General features: G+C 62.2%; 27 protein-coding genes and 1 tRNA gene. 26 read left to right on the top strand and 2 right to left on the bottom strand.

The genetic code is table 11. From position 1 onward, the window contains the following. The first annotated feature begins 10 nt into the window (after positions 1 to 10). Complete coding sequence (gene dapC, locus GYM67_RS07385; protein ID WP_220236271.1) at positions 11 to 1,165, top strand: succinyldiaminopimelate transaminase; 1,155 nt, start codon at positions 11 to 13, stop codon at positions 1,163 to 1,165. Here the strand turns inward: dapC and dinB are convergent. After that, entirely contained in the window at positions 1,162 to 2,433 is a 1,272-nt protein-coding gene (dinB, locus tag GYM67_RS07380; RefSeq protein WP_220236270.1) for a DNA polymerase IV, read from the bottom strand. The two genes, dapC and dinB, sit on opposite strands and share 4 nt — an antisense overlap. 225 nt (positions 2,434 to 2,658) lie before the next feature. Here dinB and GYM67_RS07375 point away from each other — a divergent pair. Continuing rightward, positions 2,659 to 2,745: transfer RNA gene (locus GYM67_RS07375), tRNA-Ser, on the top strand. 203 nt (positions 2,746 to 2,948) lie between these two features. Here the strand turns inward: GYM67_RS07375 and GYM67_RS07370 are convergent. Beyond that, on the bottom strand, positions 2,949 to 3,611 hold the full coding sequence (locus GYM67_RS07370) for an IMPACT family protein (protein WP_220236269.1): 663 nt from the start codon (positions 3,609 to 3,611) through the stop codon (positions 2,949 to 2,951). A 108-nt stretch (positions 3,612 to 3,719) separates the two neighbouring features. Here GYM67_RS07370 and GYM67_RS07365 point away from each other — a divergent pair, with 108 nt between their 5' ends. The 24 genes from GYM67_RS07365 to rpmD all read left to right on the top strand — a co-directional run bounded on the left by GYM67_RS07365 (position 3,720) and on the right by rpmD (position 18,080). Then, entirely contained in the window at positions 3,720 to 4,352 is a 633-nt protein-coding gene (locus tag GYM67_RS07365; RefSeq protein ID WP_220236268.1) for an AbrB family transcriptional regulator, read from the top strand. Positions 4,353 to 4,555: 203 nt separating this feature from the next. After that, positions 4,556 to 5,005 (top strand): 50S ribosomal protein L13, encoded by a 450-nt coding sequence (gene rplM, locus GYM67_RS07360; protein ID WP_046323307.1) that lies wholly within the window; start codon positions 4,556 to 4,558, stop codon positions 5,003 to 5,005. Between the two features lie 20 nt (positions 5,006 to 5,025). Next, a complete protein-coding gene (gene rpsI, locus GYM67_RS07355; protein ID WP_220236267.1) occupies positions 5,026 to 5,517 on the top strand; it encodes a 30S ribosomal protein S9 in 492 nt (163 codons plus the stop codon). A 322-nt stretch (positions 5,518 to 5,839) separates the two neighbouring features. After that, positions 5,840 to 8,605: a bifunctional acetaldehyde-CoA/alcohol dehydrogenase gene (adhE, locus tag GYM67_RS07350; protein WP_258561475.1), complete on the top strand. Its 2,766-nt coding sequence runs from the start codon at positions 5,840 to 5,842 to the stop codon at positions 8,603 to 8,605. 285 nt (positions 8,606 to 8,890) lie between these two features. Beyond that, entirely contained in the window at positions 8,891 to 9,199 is a 309-nt protein-coding gene (rpsJ, locus tag GYM67_RS07345) for a 30S ribosomal protein S10 (RefSeq protein WP_006295278.1), read from the top strand. A gap of 16 nt (positions 9,200 to 9,215) precedes the next feature. Next, positions 9,216 to 9,869, top strand: coding sequence for a 50S ribosomal protein L3 (rplC, locus tag GYM67_RS07340; RefSeq protein ID WP_015022359.1), 654 nt, complete (start codon positions 9,216 to 9,218; stop codon positions 9,867 to 9,869). Between the two features lie 4 nt (positions 9,870 to 9,873). After that, on the top strand, positions 9,874 to 10,548 hold the full coding sequence (gene rplD, locus GYM67_RS07335) for a 50S ribosomal protein L4 (protein WP_220236266.1): 675 nt from the start codon (positions 9,874 to 9,876) through the stop codon (positions 10,546 to 10,548). Between the two features lie 5 nt (positions 10,549 to 10,553). Beyond that, positions 10,554 to 10,856 carry a 50S ribosomal protein L23 gene (rplW, locus tag GYM67_RS07330; protein WP_220236265.1) on the top strand — a complete coding sequence of 101 codons (303 nt, stop codon included), beginning with the start codon at positions 10,554 to 10,556 and terminating at the stop codon, positions 10,854 to 10,856. Between the two features lie 35 nt (positions 10,857 to 10,891). Beyond that, positions 10,892 to 11,722, top strand: coding sequence for a 50S ribosomal protein L2 (gene rplB / locus GYM67_RS07325; protein ID WP_015022356.1), 831 nt, complete (start codon positions 10,892 to 10,894; stop codon positions 11,720 to 11,722). A 15-nt stretch (positions 11,723 to 11,737) separates the two neighbouring features. Further along, positions 11,738 to 12,016, top strand: coding sequence for a 30S ribosomal protein S19 (gene rpsS / locus GYM67_RS07320; RefSeq protein WP_015022355.1), 279 nt, complete (start codon positions 11,738 to 11,740; stop codon positions 12,014 to 12,016). A gap of 21 nt (positions 12,017 to 12,037) precedes the next feature. Further along, positions 12,038 to 12,397 (top strand): 50S ribosomal protein L22, encoded by a 360-nt coding sequence (gene rplV, locus GYM67_RS07315; RefSeq protein ID WP_220236264.1) that lies wholly within the window; start codon positions 12,038 to 12,040, stop codon positions 12,395 to 12,397. After that, positions 12,397 to 13,242 (top strand): 30S ribosomal protein S3, encoded by an 846-nt coding sequence (gene rpsC / locus GYM67_RS07310; protein ID WP_220236263.1) that lies wholly within the window; start codon positions 12,397 to 12,399, stop codon positions 13,240 to 13,242. The genes rplV and rpsC overlap by 1 nt, the downstream gene beginning before the upstream one ends. A 3-nt stretch (positions 13,243 to 13,245) precedes the next feature. After that, positions 13,246 to 13,665, top strand: coding sequence for a 50S ribosomal protein L16 (gene rplP, locus GYM67_RS07305; protein WP_015022352.1), 420 nt, complete (start codon positions 13,246 to 13,248; stop codon positions 13,663 to 13,665). Continuing rightward, positions 13,665 to 13,928: a 50S ribosomal protein L29 gene (gene rpmC, locus GYM67_RS07300; protein ID WP_015022351.1), complete on the top strand. Its 264-nt coding sequence runs from the start codon at positions 13,665 to 13,667 to the stop codon at positions 13,926 to 13,928. The genes rplP and rpmC overlap by 1 nt, the downstream gene beginning before the upstream one ends. A 2-nt stretch (positions 13,929 to 13,930) precedes the next feature. Continuing rightward, entirely contained in the window at positions 13,931 to 14,197 is a 267-nt protein-coding gene (gene rpsQ / locus GYM67_RS07295) for a 30S ribosomal protein S17 (protein ID WP_015022350.1), read from the top strand. Between the two features lie 79 nt (positions 14,198 to 14,276). Further along, positions 14,277 to 14,645 carry a 50S ribosomal protein L14 gene (rplN, locus tag GYM67_RS07290; RefSeq protein WP_015022349.1) on the top strand — a complete coding sequence of 123 codons (369 nt, stop codon included), beginning with the start codon at positions 14,277 to 14,279 and terminating at the stop codon, positions 14,643 to 14,645. Between the two features lies 1 nt (position 14,646). Continuing rightward, a complete protein-coding gene (gene rplX, locus GYM67_RS07285) occupies positions 14,647 to 14,982 on the top strand; it encodes a 50S ribosomal protein L24 (protein WP_015022348.1) in 336 nt (111 codons plus the stop codon). Continuing rightward, positions 14,979 to 15,551, top strand: coding sequence for a 50S ribosomal protein L5 (gene rplE, locus GYM67_RS07280; RefSeq protein ID WP_220236262.1), 573 nt, complete (start codon positions 14,979 to 14,981; stop codon positions 15,549 to 15,551). Before rplX ends, rplE begins: the two co-directional genes overlap by 4 nt. Position 15,552: 1 nt before the next feature. Then, the gene (locus tag GYM67_RS07275; protein WP_015022346.1) at positions 15,553 to 15,738 is read left to right on the top strand and encodes a type Z 30S ribosomal protein S14; all 186 of its coding nucleotides are present in this window, start codon (positions 15,553 to 15,555) and stop codon (positions 15,736 to 15,738) included. Between the two features lie 80 nt (positions 15,739 to 15,818). Continuing rightward, on the top strand, positions 15,819 to 16,217 hold the full coding sequence (gene rpsH / locus GYM67_RS07270) for a 30S ribosomal protein S8 (RefSeq protein ID WP_220236261.1): 399 nt from the start codon (positions 15,819 to 15,821) through the stop codon (positions 16,215 to 16,217). Positions 16,218 to 16,233: 16 nt separating this feature from the next. Continuing rightward, positions 16,234 to 16,773 carry a 50S ribosomal protein L6 gene (gene rplF / locus GYM67_RS07265; protein WP_046323303.1) on the top strand — a complete coding sequence of 180 codons (540 nt, stop codon included), beginning with the start codon at positions 16,234 to 16,236 and terminating at the stop codon, positions 16,771 to 16,773. 1 nt (position 16,774) lies between these two features. Beyond that, positions 16,775 to 17,146, top strand: a complete 372-nt coding sequence (rplR, locus tag GYM67_RS07260; protein WP_220236260.1) for a 50S ribosomal protein L18 — start codon at positions 16,775 to 16,777, stop codon at positions 17,144 to 17,146. Next, positions 17,143 to 17,895 (top strand): 30S ribosomal protein S5, encoded by a 753-nt coding sequence (gene rpsE, locus GYM67_RS07255; RefSeq protein ID WP_220236259.1) that lies wholly within the window; start codon positions 17,143 to 17,145, stop codon positions 17,893 to 17,895. Before rplR ends, rpsE begins: the two co-directional genes overlap by 4 nt. Next, positions 17,895 to 18,080: a 50S ribosomal protein L30 gene (gene rpmD, locus GYM67_RS07250; protein WP_220236258.1), complete on the top strand. Its 186-nt coding sequence runs from the start codon at positions 17,895 to 17,897 to the stop codon at positions 18,078 to 18,080. The genes rpsE and rpmD overlap by 1 nt, the downstream gene beginning before the upstream one ends. Positions 18,081 to 18,082: the final 2 nt, after the last annotated feature.

Genomic DNA, 18,082 nt, shown 5'->3' with positions numbered 1-18,082 from the left:
AAGGCGGGCCATGGGTTTTCATCCTTTCGAATCTCCCTACGACTGGTCAAGGATTGACTCTTACCGGCGGTGTGCTGAGCAGTGTCCCGGCGGTCTGGTCGACCTGTCGGTAGGTTCGCCGGTGGATCCTGTACCCAGATCGGTCAGGGACGCCTTGGCTGCGGCTGCGGATGATGGCCAAGCGCGAGGCTATCCCAAAACTGCCGGTGATGGTTCCCTGAGGCAGGCCGCAGCCGACTGGTTCCGTCGTCGCCGCGGGGTAGACCTGAATGCCCTAGGTGCGGATCTGGTGCCCACGGTTGGGTCCAAGGAGGCGGTGGCGCTCATGGCCTCCCTTCTGCATCTGGGACCGGGGGACCGGGTGGTGCAGCCGACGGTATCCTATCCTACCTACGCCATCGGAACCCAGCTGGCCGGGGCCCAGGTGACGACCGTGGACGATCCGACTGATACGGATTCATGGGTGAATCTGCCCGATGTGCGAGCAGTATGGATCAATTCGCCAGGCAACCCCAGTGGGCGGGTCATCGGCCAAGCCGGGCTGGCTAAGATCGTGCGGGCGGCCCGTTCGATAGGGGTGACGGTCCTGAGTGACGAGTGCTATGCCCTGCTGGATTGGTCAGGGCCCACCCAAGCCGGGCAGGATGCGCCGATCCCCGCCTCGCCCTGTATCCTGGAGCCCCAAGTTTGTGACGGCGATGCCAGAGGGATACTCTGCCTGTACTCAATGAGCAAGCAGTCCAATATGGCTGGGTACAGGGCGGCGCTGGTGGCTGGAGATGCTCATCTGGTGGAGGCCATGACCGCCTACCGCAAGCAGGTGGGACTGATTGTGCCAGGTCCGGTGCAGCGGGCCATGCGGGCCGCTCTGGAGGACAGCGAGGGTGTGAAGGCTCAGCGCGAGGTGTACTCCCGTCGCCTGCAAGCCCTGGCTGAAGCTCTTAGATCTTACGGATACGATGCCTTCATGCCACAGGGGGGTCTTTATATCTGGGCACGAGCCCGCTCGGGAGACTGTTGGGCCGATATGGCAGACCTGTCCCGTCTGGGCATTCTGGCCAGTCCCGGGGAGTTCTACGGGGATGGCCATCATCTGCGGTTCTCGTCAACCATAACTGACGGGCAGCTGGAGCTGGCCTCGGCGCGTCTGCGGAGTGCTGCTTAGAGGCCCATGCTGACTGAACCCTTGCCATAGCGGCTTCTGATGGAGTCCATGGTGGCCTCTGCCTGATCCAGGCGCTGGGCCTCGCTGCCGGCGCTGCGTTGGCTCTCGTGGATAATGTCGTCCAAGGAAGGCTGGATGGGAGTGTCCTCCACCCGGCTCAGGCCGGATGCGCTGACACCGGCCAGACGGATCAGACGGGGAAGGGGTGTGTCCATGGGCGCTCCATCGGGCAGCCCCAGCATGGCCTTGAGCAGGCCGACTGCTTGCGGATAGATGCGGTTGGCTGAGTTGACCGGGGTTTCCAGGGTGTGGGCCTTGGTCATATAGTGCAGATCATCAAAGCGCAGTTTGACGGTGATGGTCCGGGCGATTAGGCCGTGCGATCGCAGTCCGGTGGCGACCTCGTTGCTGCAGATGCGCAGGAGGTCACAGACCTGCTTCATGCTGGTGGTGTCGTGCAGAAAGGTGCGTTCCGCGCCCAGGGACTTCTCCGGCGCTCGTGGCTGGACTGGATCGTCGTCCAGTCCGTGGGAGGCCTGTGCCAGCTTCCTGGCTGTAAGGCTCGAGCCTGTGGCCCGAGCCAGATCCCGCTCGCTCATGGTGGCCAGGTCGGCCACATCCTTGATGGCCCAGGCGTTGAGCCGCTTCTCCAAGGCCGGTCCGATTCCGGGAATGCCACGCAGGGGCATCAACTGGACGAATTCGGCCTGCCGGGCCTTGGGGATCAGCAGCATCCCGTCAGGTTTGGCGTTGGTGGAGGCCATCTTGGCAACTAGCTTGTTGGTGGCGATGCCTACCGAGCAGGTCACATGGAATTGGCGGGCCACGCTGGCTCGGATCCACTGGGCGATGGCCGTGGGCATGCCCCAGCGCATGAGCGCCCCGGACGCGTCCATGTAGCACTCGTCCACAGAGACCTGTTCGATCTGATCGGTGATTCGTGAGAAAACCGTATCAAATATCCGTCGTGAAATGCCCCGGTAATAGGCCATGTCAACCGGGAGGAAGATCCCCTGCGGGCACAGTCGCCTGGCGCGCGCCAGGGGCATGGCCGAATTGATGCCGAAGGCCCTGGCCTCGTAGCTGGCTGCGGAGACCACCGAACGCCGTCCGGTGCCGATGATGACCGGTCGGCCTTGCAATTGCGGGTGTCGAGCGACTTCGCAGGAGGCGTAGAAGGCATCCATGTCTATGTGCAGCACCGTGCAGCCGGTCTCGTCATGTCCCCAGTCCTTCTTGGCGGCTGCAAGCCTTGGTGCGGTGCTCATGGCTCCATGATAGAAGGGGGTCTCGGAGGAATGTGCGATAAATTATTCTCAAGCCAAGATGCCTGGAAAAGATTCACTTTCATGTTTTTATCTATGAAAACGAGTGAATCTGTTCTCTGCCGCATTGCTTCTTGTCGCCCCGGCGAGTCAGGTCTGTCAATCATGGTATTCTATTGTCTTGTTCTCGAAACTTTGGGGCTCAGGTCCTGGCTCGGGAGCTTGCATGGAGACGTGCCTGAGTGGCCGAAAGGGGCACCCTGCTAAGGTGTTGACTGCGCAAGCGGTCCAGGAGTTCGAATCTCCTCGTCTCCGCCTGATGACCGGTGATCGCTGATTGTGCACGATTGCCGGTCTTATCCATTTCCAACGGGCTTTATTCGCCTATATTCTTTTTCAAGCCTCGGCCTGGCAGAGTCCTAGTTTGCGCGCCAGAGGACCGGTGGTGCTTGGCATGAGCCTGTCTGTCTGGCAGGCAGACCGCAGCCAGGCACTGGCTGTATGGCTTGCCTTGGCTGTCATGAGGCAGGCGAAGCCTGGCTCCCGGACAGGGGTATCAGGCTGCGGCCTTCGCCAAGTGCAATGGGCTGGGCCCGGCCCTGCAGAAGGTCGTCCAGTCGGCCGTGAAAGGCCGGCACGGCTGCGGGCTCCAAGTCGTAGGTCAATCGGACCCGATCAGTGAAGTCCTCGGTCTCCACGTGCCCACCAGAGGCGCGGATCAGACGGCGGAGGGAGTCGTACTCTGGATAGCCCAGAGTGATCGTGAAGCGTTGCGTCGGGAGTACGCGTGCTGATCTCGCCGCCTTGAGCGCCAGGGAGGCTGCTGAGGAATAGGCCCGGATCAACCCCCCTGACCCGAGAAGGATCCCCCCGAAGTATCGGGTCACCGTCAGGACGCAGTCGGTCAGCCCCTGCCGCCGCATGACTTCAAGTATGGGCTTGCCGGCTGTTCCGGAGGGCTCCCCGTCATCGCTCATACGCTCGCTGGTGCGGCCCTCGGGTCCCCAGATGGCGCAGTGACAGATGTGCCGGGCCTTGGGGTGTTGCGAGCGGACCTCCTGGACGAAGGCAATAGCCGCCTCCTGGTCCTCCACATGGCAGGCCTGACCGATGAACTCGGACTTGCGCTCGGTCAGTGAGCCTGTGGCTGGTTTCTGCGGCGTATCCAGTATGGTGAGCAAATCGGCTTGCCTCCTATGACTATCGTCTCCTCAATTTCCGCGCTATCTCCATGCTAGAGGGGATGCCGGGCCTAGTCTGAAATCGGGGAGGCGGCCTAAGCTGGTCGCATGACCAATCCCCAGGACCAACCGGAAACCGAATCATCGTCAGCCGGCAAGCCCTACGAGGCTCTGACCGTTTTCTATGAACGGCTCAGGCACTCTACGGATACAGCTGAGCTGCACGAATTCGCCCGCAGTCCCCTGCCCGACAGGTCCGACCAGGCCGCCTTCTCCCGCTTTACGGCACTGCTGGAGGCTGTGGCCGGTAACGAGCACACGCCGGTGGAGGACAGGGTCTACCTGGCGCAGACCATGCCCTTCCCCAATATTTTGGTTAAGCTCTCCCAGGATTCCAACGCAGAGGTCCGTCGGGCGGTGGCCGCCAACAAGGACGACAAAAACTGGCTGGCCGGTCTGCTCACCAAGGACGAGGACGCCGGAGTCAGGGCTGCAGCGCTGACCAACCCCATGACATCCTGGAAGATGCGCCTGGAAGGTGCACAGGACGAGCGCACCGACGCTGACACCCTGGACTTTCTAGGAGCTCTCGGCACTCGCGATGAGCAGGATGCCCCACATGTGCTGGCCGCCATGGTGCGCCGAGCCGTGGCCCTGAATCCCAACACCGGGCAGGCCACCCTTGATGCCTTGCGCAAGGACCTGGACGGGCAGGTGGCACGGGCGGCGGCCTCCCGATGAGACTGGGGCCGACGCAAATTTTGACGAACGGCGCTCAGGCGTTACAATAATGGATTGTTGTGTTTCCCTAAGGGGTCCTCAAAGCGCTTTTCCCACTCGCCGTCTAGGACTTTCAGGGAGCCCACGGAATACACGGCTTTCGGCCAGCATGGCAGCATGTGGCGCGGGGAGCCCGAAACACAATGCAAGGAAAAGGTTGAATCGTGAAGACTTTCACCCCGAAACCAGCCGATCTGACACATGACTGGTATATCGTCGACGCCTCCGGTGTGGTGCTGGGGCGTCTGGCAGCCCAGGTGGCCGATCTGCTGCGTGGCAAGAACAAGCCCACCTATGCGCCCTACGCCGACTCTGGCAACAACGTCATCGTCATCAACGCCTCCAAGATGGTGCTCACGGGCAACAAGAACGACAAGGTGCTCTACACCCACTCCGGTCGTCCCGGCGGTCTGCGTCGCGACTCCTACGGGCAGTTGATGGAGCACAATCCCGAGCGCATCATCATGACGGCGGTCAAGGGCATGTTGCCCAAGAACAAGCTGGCCAAGGTCCAGCTGACCAGGCTGCGGGTCTTCGCAGGCGAGGAGCATCCTCACACCTCACAGCAGCCCATTGAGTACAAGATCCACCAGGTCGCCCAGCAGGCCAAGTAGGACCAGAGGAGATAATCACCATGGCTGACAACAACAACAGCTCCGCGGTTCTTGAGGCCGAGGAGACCAGCGCTTCCTACACTTCCGAGACTAATGCCGGTGCGGGCACCGGCACCTCCGCCATCGAGCCAGGCTACGGCACCGGTCGCCGTAAGGAGGCAGTCGCCCGCGTCCGTCTGATCCCGGGCTCCGGCAAGTGGAGCATCAATGGGCACAACTTGGAGGAGTACTTCCCTAGCAAGCTGCACCAGCGGGAGGTCAACTCGCCCATCGTGTTGCTCAAGCTCGAGAACAAGTTCGACGTGGTTGTGCGCGTCGAGGGCGGCGGCGTGACCGGCCAGGCTGGCGCAGTCCGTCTGGGCGTCGCACGCGCCCTGAACGCCATCGATCGGGACGCCAACCGTCCTGCCCTGAAGAAGGCCGGGTTCCTGACCCGCGACGCCCGCGTGGTGGAGCGCAAGAAGGCAGGTCTGCACAAGGCCCGTCGCGCGCCGCAGTTCTCCAAGCGTTGACGTTCGCAGTCCTTCTATCCCCGAGGTTCATGAACCTCGGGGATTTTTCATGCTTGGACCGCCTCTGCCGAAAAACGAACGGCAAAGAGCACTTTTCTGTTTGACAAGTGACCAGGAAACCTACGGATTCCCACACGACACGCTGCAAGTGAACGTTCGCTCCGCCTGGGGCTCAATGGTTCTTCTCCTCGGTTATATTGTGACCGGTTATATTGTGATATTCGTCACCTTATGGCCTTTGCCTTTCGAGGGCTGGCGCGGTCCAGTACTGCCTCCCGGTCCTCGGCGGAGTCCGAGCAAGCACACAAGGAGGACCGGGATCTTGGCTGAAACGCGTACGCAAGGACACAGGAATCGGGCGACAGGATCAGCTGCCGGAAGCAAAAGAGCGGAGCAGGATCGAACCGAGCTGGCCCGCAAGGAGGTGGATGCCCTGGTCGCCAGAGCGCAGACCGCTCTGAGGACCTTCGAGGAGCTCAACCAGGAGCAGGTGGACAGGATCGTGGCCAAGGCCTCCATCGCGGCCCTGAACAAGCATCTGGCCCTGGCACAGATGGCCGTTCAGGAGACAGGACGCGGACTGGTGGAGGACAAGGCCACCAAGAACATCTTCGCCTGCGAGCACGTGACCAACTACCTGGCTAAACAGCGCACCGTGGGCATCATCAGCGAGAACGAGGTGGACGGCATCATCGAGGTTGCCGAGCCGGTGGGGGTCGTGGCCGGCGTGACCCCAGTGACCAACCCCACTTCGACCGCCATATTCAAGTCCCTGCTGGCCTTGAAGACCCGTTGCCCCATCGTCTTCGGCTTCCATCCCTATGCCCAGCGCTGCTCGGTAGACGCGGCCCGGATCGTCCGTGACGCCGCTATTGAAGCAGGCGCTCCGCAGGATTGCATCCAGTGGATCGAACACCCCTCTGTTGAGGCCACGGGCGCGCTGATGCGGCACCCAGGCGTAGCCACCATCCTGGCCACCGGCGGCCCGGGCATGGTCAAGGCCGCATACTCCTCGGGTAAGCCGGCCCTGGGGGTGGGCGCCGGCAATGCCCCGGCCTATGTGGACTGCAAGGTCAACGTTGCTCGGGCCGTCAACGATCTGATCTTGTCCAAGCACTTCGACTATGGCATGATCTGCGCCACGGAGCAGGCCGTCATCGCCCATCAGGATGTGTACGACCGAATGATCAAGGAGATGAAGCGACGCAAGGCGTATTTCGTCAATGCCGAGGAGAAGGCCAAGCTGGAGGAGTACATGTTCGGGGTGAGGTCCCATGCCGGAGCAGACGGCCCCCAGCCCAGGCTCAATTCGGTGGTTCCCGGCAAGTCCCCGCAGTTCATCGCCCGTCAGGCTGGTTTTGAGATTCCCGAGGATGCAACCATCCTGGCTGCCGAATGCGACCAAGTCGGCCCCATGGAGCCACTGACCATGGAAAAGCTGGCTCCGGTCCAAGCTGTGCTCAAGGCCCGGAACAAGGAGGAGGGCTTCGCCCTCTGCGAGCAGATGCTGCGCTACGGGGCCGGGCATACGGCGGCCATACACACGGACAACGAGAAGTTGGTGCGGGAGTATGGCCAGCGCATGCACGCCTGCAGGATCGTCTGGAACCAGCCCAGCTCACTGGGTGGCATCGGCGACATCTACAACGCCATAGCCCCCTCCCTGACGCTGGGTTGCGGCTCCTACGGCGGCAATTCGGTCTCGGGCAACGTTCAGGCGGTCAATCTGATCAATGTCAAGAGGATAGCCCGGAGGAACAACAACATGCAGTGGTTCAAGGTGCCGCCCAAGACCTACTTCGAGCCCAATTCCGTGCGCTATCTGCGCGACATGTTCGGCATTCGCCGGGCCGTGATCGTCTGTGACAAGGTCATGGAGCAACTGGGGGTCATCGACAAGATCATCGATCAACTGCGGGCCCGTTCCGAGCCGGTCACCTTCCGCATCATCGACTATGTCGAGCCTGAACCCAGCGTGGAGACGGTGCAGCGGGGGGCGGCCATGATGCGCAACGAGTTCGGCCCCGACACCATCATCGCCGTAGGCGGGGGCAGCCCCATGGACGCTGCCAAGATCATGTGGCTTCTCTATGAGCACCCGGAGATCTCCTTCGCTGATGTCCGTGAGAAGTTCTTCGATATCCGCAAGCGCGCCTTCAAGATTCCGCCCCTGGGCACGAAGGCCAGGCTGGTCTGTATTCCCACGTCATCGGGCACGGGTTCGGAGGTCACCCCATTCGCGGTCATCACCGACCATAAGACCGGATACAAGTACCCCATCACCGATTACGCCCTGACCCCCAGCGTGGCCATCGTGGATCCGGTCCTGGCCCGTACCCAGCCCAAGAGGCTGGCCTGCGACTCGGGCTTCGATGCCCTGACCCACTGCATGGAGGCCTTTGTCTCGGTCTATGCCAATGACTACACCGACGCCATGGCCCTGCATGCGGCCAAACTGATCTGGGACAACCTGGAGCCTGCTGTGAGCACTGCCGGCGGTGAGGCCAAGGTACGCGCCCAGGAGAAGATGCACAATGCGGCGACCATGGCAGGCATGGCCTTTGGCTCGGCCTTCCTGGGCATGTGCCACGGCATGGCGCATACCATCGGAGCCCTCTGCCATGTGGCCCATGGGCGTGCCAATTCCATCCTTTTGCCCTATGTGATCCGCTACAACGGATGCATCCCGGACGAGCCGACCAGCTGGCCCAAATACAGCGAGTATGTGGCCCCGGAGCGCTACAGGCAGATGGCCCATGTGCTGGGCATCGAATCCGCTACTGCCGAGGAGGGCGTGGAGCTCTTGGCCCGTGCTGTGGAATCCTACAGGGACGAGCGTCTGGGCATGGATGCCTCCTTCCAGGCTGCCGGAGTGGACGAGGACCTCTACTGGCAGTCCTTGGATCAGATCGGCATGCGCGCCTACGAGGACCAATGCACGCCGGCCAATCCTCGTATTCCGATGATTGAGGACATGAAAGACATGGCTGTGGCCGCCTACTATGGGGTCAGCCAGGGGGAGGGCCATCGGATGCGGGTTGCCCGCCAGGGCGAGGATGAGGTGCAAGAGGCCTCCCAGCGGGCCTGACAAGGCCGGAATCCAGTCGAGGATCCCCCCTGGAAGCGGCGCGACACGCCCGGATTCTTCTAGGGGGACCCTCGTGCTTTAATAAGAAAGTTGCCTGTTTTGGGCTCGCATTTTGTCAATCACAATAGCGGGTGCAGCGAGGAGTCCCATCCCCACGGTTCTCCACGGCTGCGCATGGATCCGGCTGAGGCCTGTCGGGAGGAATGTCTCCTTGCGGCCGTCGTTTCGTGCCCTCGAAACAGACTGGGTAATCAGTTCATAGATCGCTAGAAAGGGCGGACGGCAATGGCGGGACAGAAAATCCGCATCAGGCTAAAGTCCTATGACCATGAGGTCATCGACCAATCGGCGAAGAAGATCGTCGAGACGGTGACGAACGCGGGCGCAACTGTGGTTGGCCCCGTTCCGCTGCCGACTGAGAAGAACGTGTATGTCGTCATCCGTTCTCCTCATAAGTACAAGGACTCCCGCGAGCACTTCGAGATGCGCACCCACAAGCGCCTGATCGACATCGTGGATCCCACGCCCAAGGCGGTGGATTCGTTGATGCACATCGATCTGCCGGCGGACGTCAACATCGAGATCAAGCTGTAGGGGAGGAGGAAACCGCATGGCTGAAGAGCAGAGGAACCGCAAGGCTCTCCTGGGCCGCAAGCTGGGCATGTCCCAGGTCTGGGACGAGAACGGCTTCTTCGTCCCGGTGACCCTGGTGGACGTGTCCACCAACGTGGTGACCGCGGTCAAGAACCAGGAGAAGGACGGCTATCAGGCCATCCAGATCGGCTACGGGCAGATCGATCCCACCAAGGTGACCAAGCCGCTGGCTGGCCACTTCGCCAAGGCCGGAGTGACCCCGCGTCGCCACTTGGTCGAGGTCCGCACCGCTGATGCCGACAGCTATCAGCCCGGCCAGGAGCTGGGCCTGGACCTGCTGCCCGAGGGCAGCGAGGTCGACGTGACCGGAACAACCAAGGGCAAGGGCTTCGCCGGCACCATCAAGCGCTGGGGCTTCAAGTCCTACCGCCGCACCCACGGTTCGCACAAGAACGAGCGCCGTCCTGGCTCAGTGGGCGCCTGCGCCACGCCTAGCCGCATCCTCAAGGGCAAGCGGATGGCCGGCCGCATGGGTCACGACACCTCGACCGTCCAGAATCTGACCATTGTCTCCGCAGATGCCGAGAAGGGCGTCATCGCCATCAAGGGTGCCCTGCCCGGGCCCCGCGGCGCCATCGTCCTGGTTCGTTCGGCAGTGAAGGGAGCCTGAAACCATGGCTAAGTTGACTCTGAACATCACCGACGCCCAGGGCAAGAACACCGGAACTGTGGATGCACCCGAGCAGATCTTCGGCATTGCAGAAGAGGATATCCGCTCACACGTGCCGCTGATCCATCAGGTGGTTGTCGCCCAGCTGGCTGCAGCCCGTCAGGGGACACACTCGGTCAAGACCCGGTCCACCGTCTCAGGTGGCGGCCGCAAGCCTTGGAAGCAGAAGGGCACTGGACGTGCTCGTCAGGGCTCCATTCGCGCTCCCCAGTGGACCGGTGGCGCCATTGTCCACGGCCCGCAGCCGCGCGACTACTCCCAGCGCACCCCCAAGAAGATGAAGGCCGCAGCTTTGCGCTACGTCCTGTCCGACCGGGTCAACGCCGGACGCGTGCACGTGGTCGACTTCGGCATTGGCGAGACTCCGTCCACCAAGGCAGCCAAGGCAGCCCTGTTGCCCCTGGTCGACAGTAGATTCACCACCGTCGTGCTGTCCCGTGAGAACATCAACGAGTGGCTCTCCGTCAGGAACCTGCCCACCGTCCATGTCCTCTTCGCCGATCAGCTCAACACCTACGATGTGGTCACGGCCGAGGATGTCGTCTTCAGCAAGGACGGCTTCGATGCCTTCCTGGCTGTCAAGGGCGGCGCCAAGTCCAAGACCGTCAAGGAGGCCTGATTTTCATGGCAGCTATTCACAAGCCAGCACACGACATCATTCTGCGCCCGGTCGTCTCCGAGAAGAGCTACGCCAACTCGGACCGAGGCCAGTACACATTCGTGGTGGACCCTGAAGCCAACAAGGTCGCCATCAAGCAGGCCATCGAGCAGATCTTCAACGTGAAGGTCACATCGGTCAACACCCTCAACCGGCAGGGTAAGAGGACCCGGACCCGTACGGGCTGGGGTCGTCGTGCCGCCGAGAAACGCGCCATCGTCAAGGTGGCCGAGGGCCAGTCGATCGATGTCTTCGGTACCAAAAACTGAAGGCTAGCCGAGAAAAGTTAAGGAAGAACTAGATTATGGCTATCCGTACATACAAGCCGACGACCGCGGGCCGTCGCAACGCCTCGGTTTCGGACTTCGCCGAAATCACGCGCTCCAAGCCCGAGAAGTCGCTGGTTCGCAAGCTGAGCAAGACCGGCGGGCGCAACTCCTACGGCCGCGTCACCAGTCGCCATCGGGGCGGCGGACACAAGCGCCAGTACCGCCTCATCGACTTCCGTCGCTGGGACAAGGACGGTGTGCCCGCCAAGGTGGCTGAGATCGAATACGATCCCAACCGCTCGGCCCGCATCGCCCTTCTGCACTTCGCAGACGGTGAGAAGCGCTACATCATCGCCCCACAGGGCATCAAGCAGGGTGACGTCATCGAGACCGGTCCCCAGGCCGACATCAAGCCCGGCAACAACCTGCCCCTGCGCAATATCCCCACCGGCACCATCGTCCACGCCATTGAGCTGCGGCCCCTGGGCGGCGCCAAGATCGCACGCTCGGCCGGTGCTGCCGTCCAGTTGGTGGCCAAGGACGGTGCCTACGCCCAGCTGCGTATGCCCTCCGGCGAAATCCGCAATGTCGATTCCCGTTGCCGCGCAACAGTGGGCGAGGTCGGCAACAACGACCACGCCAATGTCCAGCTAGGCAAGGCGGGACGTGCACGCTGGATGGGACGCAGGCCCATCACCCGCGGTGAATCCATGAACCCGGTCGACCACCCGCATGGCGGACGCACTCGTGGCGGCAAGCCGCCAGTGTCTCCCTGGGGCAAGGGCGAGGTCCGCACCCGCAGGCCCAAGAAGGCCTCCAACAAGATGATTGTGCGTCGTCGTCCAAATGGTAAGAACCGCAAGTAAGGGAGTGTCGGAAAGATGACTCGTAGCATCAAGAAGGGCCCATTCGTCGACGCCCACTTGCAGAAGAAAGTCGACGAGCAGAACGAAAAGGGCACCAAGAACGTCATCAAGACCTGGTCCCGTCGTTCCATGATCACCCCGGACTTCATCGGGCACACTTTTGCTGTGCACGATGGCCGCAAGCATGTCCCGGTCTTCGTCACCGAGGCCATGGTCGGCCACAAGCTCGGCGAATTCGCCCCCACCCGGACCTTCAGGGGTCACGTGAAGGACGACAAGAAAGCACGCCGCTGAGGCGAGGGAGAGTAGAGACACATGGAAGCTAAGGCAATTGCACGTCACGTTCGCGTGACGCCTCGCAAGGCTCGCCGCGTCGTCGACCTCATCCGAGGCAAGCAGGCGACCGAGGCCGTGACCATACTGAAGTTTGCCCCCCAGGACGCGGCCGTTCCGGTCCGCAAATGCCTGGAGAGCGCCATCGCCAACGCGCGTGTCAAGGCGGACAAGGCCAACCAGCCCTTCCGCGAGAACGAACTGACGGTTCGGGAGACCTACGTGGACGAGGGCACCACCCTGAAGCGGTTCCGCGCCCGCGCTCAGGGTCGTGCGGCCCGCATCAACAAGCGGACCAGCCACATCACTGTCGTGGTGGCCGACAAGGAAGGAGCCCGATAATGGGGCAGAAGATCAACCCGTTTGGGTACCGACTCGGCATCACCGAGGAGCACCGCAGCAAGTGGTACTCCGACTCCAACAAGACGGGGGAGCGTTACAGCGACTTCGTTCTTGAGGACGACAAGATCCGCAAGGAGATGAACAAGGATCTGGAGCGCGCAGGCGTTTCCAAGATCGTTATCGAGCGGACCCGTGACCGTGTGCGCGTCGACATTCACACCGCTCGGCCGGGCATCGTCATCGGCCGTCGCGGAGCCGAGGCTGAGCGTGTGCGCGCCAAGCTGGAGAAGATCACCGGCAAGCAGGTCCAGCTGAACATCTTCGAGGTCAAGAACGCCTCCATCGATGCTCAGCTGGTGGCTCAGGGAATCGCTGAGCAGCTGACCAACCGCGTCACCTTCCGCCGGGCCATGCGCAAGGCTCAGCAGGATGCCATGCGGGCCGGCGCCAAGGGCATCAGGATCAAGCTGTCCGGCCGACTGGGCGGAGCTGAGATGAGCCGTTCGGAGTTCTACCGCGAGGGCCGTGTGCCCCTGCAGACTCTGCGCGCCCTGATTGACTACGGCTTTTTCGAGGCCAGGACGACCTACGGCCGCATTGGCGTCAAGGTTTGGATCTACAAGGGCGACATGACCGAGCGTCAGTTCGAGGAGCAGCAGGCTCAGCAGAACAACCGCCCCGGTCGGCGCGGGGATCGTCGTCCCCGTCGTGGCGTCCGTCCCTCCGAGGGGCGCACCCGCCGCGAGCAGGATGCAGCCAAGCAGAACAGCGGTGTGGCCGCGCCGCCGGCGTCGGCTCAGGAGCATACCGCTTCGGCCCCCGTCGCAACCGAAGCAAAGGAGTGAGCCGTGCTTATCCCAAAGAGGACTAAATACCGCAAGCAGCATCGTCCGGGTCGTTCGGGCATGTCCAAGGGCGGCAACGAGATCGCTTTTGGCGATTACGGCATTCAGGCCCTGGCTCCGGCCTACCTGACCAACCGGCAGATCGAGGCGGCCCGTATCGCCATGACCCGGTATATCAAGCGTGGTGGCCGCGTCTGGATCACGGTCTTCCCGGATCGTCCCCTGACCAAGCATGCCCTGGGATCCCGAATGGGTTCCGGCAAGGGGGCACCTGAGTTCTGGGTGGCCAACGTCCGTCCTGGTCGGGTGCTTTTCGAGATCGGCGGCGTGAGCGAGGATGTGGCCCGCGAGGCACTTCGCCGCGCTACTGACAAGCTTCCCATGAAGTGCCGGATTATTGCACGTGAAGGCGGTGACATCTGATGTCAGTCGGAACAGCCGAGTATTCCATCAAGAATCTGAATGAAAAGACCAATGCGGAGATCGAGGATTTCCTGAAGAAGTCCAAGGAAGAGCTGTTCAACCTGCGCTTCCAGTCGGCCACCGGTCAGCTGGAGAACACCTCCCGCCTCAAGGCCGTCAAGCACGACATCGCCAGGATGTACACCGTCCTGCGCGAGCGCGAGCTGGGCATCAGCCAGGAGCCCGCCGAAGCAAAGGCCGAGAGCAAAGCTGAGGAGAAGTAAGCATGGCTGACAAGCAGGAGCGCAACTTCCGCAAGGTTCGCAGCGGCTACGTCGTGTCCGACAAGATGGACAAGACCATAACCGTTGAGCTGGAGCAGCGTTCGACCCACCCCCTGTACGGCAAGGTCGTCCGCAGCAACCGCAAGGTCAAGGCCCATGATGAGAAGAATGAGGCCCATGTGGGCGACTTCGTGAGTATCATGGAGACCCGTCCTCTGAGCAAGACCAAGCGCTGGCGTCTCGACTCCATCGTCGAGCGCGCCAAGTAACAAGTTCGGCCAGGCTCCGCATTTCATCCCGCCCTGGTGCGGGGTGTCTGCGGAGAACCAGCGCGGCTAAGGAGAATCAATGATTCAGCAGGAATCGCGGCTTCAGGTCGCCGACAACACGGGTGCCAAGGAGATTCTGGCCATCCGCGTGCTCGGCGGGTCGAAGCGACGCTATGCCGGCATTGGCGATGTGATCGTCGCCACCGTCAAGGATGCCATTCCCGGCGGGTCGGTCAAGAAGGGCGAGGTCGTGAAGGCGGTCGTCGTCCGTACGGTCAAGGAGCATCGTCGTCACGACGGCTCCTACATCAAGTTCGACGAGAACGCGGCAGTCATCCTCGGCACCGGCCGTGAACCCCGCGGCACTCGTATCTTCGGACCGGTCGGTCGTGAGCTGCGCGACAAGCGCTTCATGAAGATCGTGTCCCTGGCACCGGAGGTGATCTGAAGTGGTAGCCAAGATCAAGACAGGCGACCAGGTCAAGGTCATCCGCGGCAAGGATCGCGGCAAGGAGGGCAAGGTTCTGCGGATTCTGCCCAATGACCGCCTGATCGTCGAGGGTATTCAGATCGTCAAGAAGCATGTGCGGGCCACCCAGCAGGGTCAGGAGTCGGGCATCGTCCCGACCGAGGCGCCCATCCATCGCTCCAACGTGATGGTCATTGACCCGGAGACCAAGAAGCCGACTCGCATCGGCGTGAACATCAAGGAGGAGGCGCGTGACGGCAAGGTCAAGGTCGTGCGCACCCGCTTCGCCAAGAAGTCAGGCAAGGAGCTGTCATGAGCGATACCACCGTTGAAGCACCGGCAGTCCCTCGTTTGCTGCAGCAGTACCGCGAGAGCATTGTGCCCGAGCTGGAGAAGGAGTTCAAGTTCTCCAACCCCATGCAGGTGCCCAGGATCGAGAAGGTCGTGGTCTCTATGGGTGTGGGTGCCGCGGCACGCGACTCCAAGCTGATCGAGGGCGCGATCAAGGATCTGACGGCCATCACCGGCCAGAAGCCCAAGATCACCAAGGCTAAGAAGTCCGTGGCGCAGTTCCACCTGCGTGAGGGACAAGCCATCGGTGCCTTCGCCACCCTGCGCGGCGTGCGCATGTGGGAGTTCCTGGATCGTCTGCTGACCCTGGCTCTGCCCCGCATCCGTGACTTCCGCGGCATCAGCGACCGTCAGTTCGACGGCCAGGGCAACTACAACTTCGGTCTCACGGAGCAGTCTATGTTCCACGAGATCGATCCTGATCAGATCGATCACCAGCGTGGTATGGATATCACCGTGGTGACCTCCACCAAGAACGATCAGGAAGCCCGGGCGCTCCTCAAGCAGCTGGGCTTCCCCTTCAAGGAGAACTGATATGGCAAAAACCGCTCTGAGAAACAAGGCGGCACGCAAGCCGAAGTTCAAGGTGCGTGGATACACGCGCTGCCAGGTCTGCGGTCGTCCTCATTCCGTCTATCGCAAGTTCGGCCTGTGCCGCATCTGCCTTCGTGAGAAGGCTCATCGCGGCGAGCTGCCGGGTGTGACGAAGTCCAGTTGGTAAAGATCGACGCTGAAGGTCCGCGGTCGCGGCAGATTGCTGCCCGGCGGTGGAAACCACGGCGAGGAAGGGCATAAGCCCACATGACAATGACAGATCCCATCGCAGACATGCTGACACGTCTGCGTAATGCGAGTGCGGCCAAGCATGAAACAGTCGATATGCCGTACTCCAAGTTCAAGGCGAACATCGCGCAGATCCTCAAGCGCGAAGGCTTCATCGCCGATTACCGTGCCAAGGAGGCGCGCGTCGGGCAGGATCTGGAGATCACGCTCAAGTACGGTCCCGATGGGCGCCAGTCCATTCAGGGAATCAAGCGTGTCTCCAAGCCCGGTCTGCGTCGGTACACCAAGTCGGATTCCCTGCCTATGCCCTTGGGCGGGCTGGGAATCGCCATCATCTCGACCAGCTCGGGACTGATGACCCAGAAAGAATGCCTCGACAGGGGCATCGGCGGCGAAATAGTCGCCTACGTATGGTGAGAAAGGAGAGCTGAACATGGCATCGCATATTGGTAAGCTCCCCATCGCCGTTCCGGCAGGTGTGGAGGTGGCCTTCAAGGGCCAGGAATTCACCGCCAAGGGTCCCAAGGGCTCGGACGGATGCACGCTGCCCGAGGGCATCACCGGCAAGGTCGAGGGCAATGAAATCATCATGACCCCAGCCGACGAGGACCGCACCACCAAGGCCAAGCACGGACTGAGCCGCTCCATCGTGGCTTCCATGGTTGAAGGCGTCTCCAAAGGCTACAGCAAGCACCTGCAGATCGTCGGCACCGGCTACCGCGTGGTCGCAAAGGGCAAGTCCCTGGAGTTCTCGCTGGGCTATTCGCACACCATCACTGTCGACCCCCCGGAGGGCATCACCTTCGAGACGCCGAACGCCAACGAAGTGGTCGTCTCCGGCATCGACAAGCAGGCCGTCGGCCAGGCTGCGGCCAACATCCGCGCCCTGCGTGCGCCTGAGCCTTACAAGGGCAAGGGCATCAAGTACGCCGACGAGCACATCCTGCGCAAAGCTGGAAAGGCTGGTAAGTGATATGACGGTCTCGATACTAGGCAAAGGCAAGAAGATCGCCCGTCTGCGCCGCCATGCCCGTCTTCGCAAGCACGTCTCCGGTACGGCAGAGCGCCCCCGTCTGGTGGTCACACGGACCAATCGCAACATGATTGCCCAGATTGTTGACGACACCAAGGGCGTCACCCTGGTCAGCGAGTCGACTATGGCTTCGGACTACGGCTCCTTCAAGGGCACCAAGACCGAGGCCGCCCGCAAGGTGGGCGAGCAGATTGCAGCCAAGGCCAAGAAGGCTGGCATTACTGCCGTGGTCTTCGACCGCGGTGGCAACAAGTACCACGGAAGGGTCGCAGCGGTTGCGGAAGGCGCCCGTGAGGGAGGATTGGCACTGTGAGCGACAACGAAACGACAAAGGAAACAACCCAGGTGACTGAAGATTCCACAAACGCTCAGTCCAGCCAGGGTGGCAGAAGGGATCGGAACGACGATCGCCGCGGCGGTCGTCGTGGAGGTTCCCGTGATGGCCGCAGGGATGGCCGTCGTGGCCGTCGCGATCGCGACGAGCGTGACGACATGCTCGACAGAGTCGTGACCATCAACCGCGTCTCCAAGGTCCACAAGGGAGGCCGTACCTTCAGCTTCGCGGCTCTGGTGGTCGTGGGCGACGGCAAGGGCACCGTGGGCGTTGGCTATGGCAAGTCCCGTGAGGTCCCCGCAGCCATCTCCAAGGGTCAGCTGGATGCCAAGAAGCACATGTTCACCGTCCCCCGCATCCGTGGCACTGTCACCCACCCGGTGATTGGCCACGATGCGGCCGGTACGGTTCTCCTGCGGCCAGCAGCCCCTGGAACCGGCGTTATCGCTGGCGGCCCGGTCCGCGCCGTCCTGGAGTGCGCCGGCATCACCGACATCCTGAGCAAGTCCATGGGATCGGCCACTGCTGTCAACATGGTGCGGGCCACTGTAGCCGCTTTGAAGCAGCTGGAGGAGCCCGAGGAGATCGCGGCACGCCGCGGTCTGCCCCTGGAGGAGGTCGCCCCCGACTCCCTCCTGCGTGCACGTGCCGCCGGCATCGCCGACGAGCGCAAAGAGCGTGAAGAGGCTAAGGCCAAGGCTGACGAGCAGTCGAAGGCAGGTGAGTGATGACCAAGCAGATCAAGATCACCCTGGTCAAGGGCGTGGCTCATGCCACTGACCGCCAGAAGGAGAACGTCAGGTCTCTGGGCCTTCACAAGATCGGCCAGTCAGTCTTGCGTGAGGACACCCCCGTCTACCGGGGGATGGCCGACAAGGTCCGCCACCTGGTGAGCGTAGAGGAGGCAGACTGATT

Origin of the sequence: Bifidobacterium asteroides (assembly GCF_019469425.1) — a bacterium.
Taxonomy (GTDB): domain Bacteria; phylum Actinomycetota; class Actinomycetes; order Actinomycetales; family Bifidobacteriaceae; genus Bombiscardovia; species Bombiscardovia asteroides_I.
The sequence above is the reverse complement of the archived record's forward strand: the minus strand, read 5'-3'. Positions and strand labels throughout refer to the sequence as shown.

What these genes read in the sequence shown, in the direction of transcription:
- dapC (WP_220236271.1), top strand. Translation starts at nt 11, where the DNA reads ATGGGTTTTCATCCTTTCGAATCTCCCTACGACTGGTCAAGGATTGAC.
- dinB (WP_220236270.1), bottom strand. Translation starts at nt 2,433, where the DNA reads ATGAGCACCGCACCAAGGCTTGCAGCCGCCAAGAAGGACTGGGGACAT.
- GYM67_RS07365 (WP_220236268.1), top strand. Translation starts at nt 3,720, where the DNA reads ATGACCAATCCCCAGGACCAACCGGAAACCGAATCATCGTCAGCCGGC.
- rpsI (WP_220236267.1), top strand. Translation starts at nt 5,026, where the DNA reads ATGGCTGACAACAACAACAGCTCCGCGGTTCTTGAGGCCGAGGAGACC.
- rpsJ (WP_006295278.1), top strand. Translation starts at nt 8,891, where the DNA reads ATGGCGGGACAGAAAATCCGCATCAGGCTAAAGTCCTATGACCATGAG.
- rplC (WP_015022359.1), top strand. Translation starts at nt 9,216, where the DNA reads ATGGCTGAAGAGCAGAGGAACCGCAAGGCTCTCCTGGGCCGCAAGCTG.
- rplD (WP_220236266.1), top strand. Translation starts at nt 9,874, where the DNA reads ATGGCTAAGTTGACTCTGAACATCACCGACGCCCAGGGCAAGAACACC.
- rplW (WP_220236265.1), top strand. Translation starts at nt 10,554, where the DNA reads ATGGCAGCTATTCACAAGCCAGCACACGACATCATTCTGCGCCCGGTC.
- rplB (WP_015022356.1), top strand. Translation starts at nt 10,892, where the DNA reads ATGGCTATCCGTACATACAAGCCGACGACCGCGGGCCGTCGCAACGCC.
- rpsS (WP_015022355.1), top strand. Translation starts at nt 11,738, where the DNA reads ATGACTCGTAGCATCAAGAAGGGCCCATTCGTCGACGCCCACTTGCAG.
- rplV (WP_220236264.1), top strand. Translation starts at nt 12,038, where the DNA reads ATGGAAGCTAAGGCAATTGCACGTCACGTTCGCGTGACGCCTCGCAAG.
- rpsC (WP_220236263.1), top strand. Translation starts at nt 12,397, where the DNA reads ATGGGGCAGAAGATCAACCCGTTTGGGTACCGACTCGGCATCACCGAG.
- rpmC (WP_015022351.1), top strand. Translation starts at nt 13,665, where the DNA reads ATGTCAGTCGGAACAGCCGAGTATTCCATCAAGAATCTGAATGAAAAG.
- rpsQ (WP_015022350.1), top strand. Translation starts at nt 13,931, where the DNA reads ATGGCTGACAAGCAGGAGCGCAACTTCCGCAAGGTTCGCAGCGGCTAC.
- rplN (WP_015022349.1), top strand. Translation starts at nt 14,277, where the DNA reads ATGATTCAGCAGGAATCGCGGCTTCAGGTCGCCGACAACACGGGTGCC.
- rplE (WP_220236262.1), top strand. Translation starts at nt 14,979, where the DNA reads ATGAGCGATACCACCGTTGAAGCACCGGCAGTCCCTCGTTTGCTGCAG.
- GYM67_RS07275 (WP_015022346.1), top strand. Translation starts at nt 15,553, where the DNA reads ATGGCAAAAACCGCTCTGAGAAACAAGGCGGCACGCAAGCCGAAGTTC.
- rpsH (WP_220236261.1), top strand. Translation starts at nt 15,819, where the DNA reads ATGACAATGACAGATCCCATCGCAGACATGCTGACACGTCTGCGTAAT.
- rplF (WP_046323303.1), top strand. Translation starts at nt 16,234, where the DNA reads ATGGCATCGCATATTGGTAAGCTCCCCATCGCCGTTCCGGCAGGTGTG.
- rplR (WP_220236260.1), top strand. Translation starts at nt 16,775, where the DNA reads ATGACGGTCTCGATACTAGGCAAAGGCAAGAAGATCGCCCGTCTGCGC.
- rpmD (WP_220236258.1), top strand. Translation starts at nt 17,895, where the DNA reads ATGACCAAGCAGATCAAGATCACCCTGGTCAAGGGCGTGGCTCATGCC.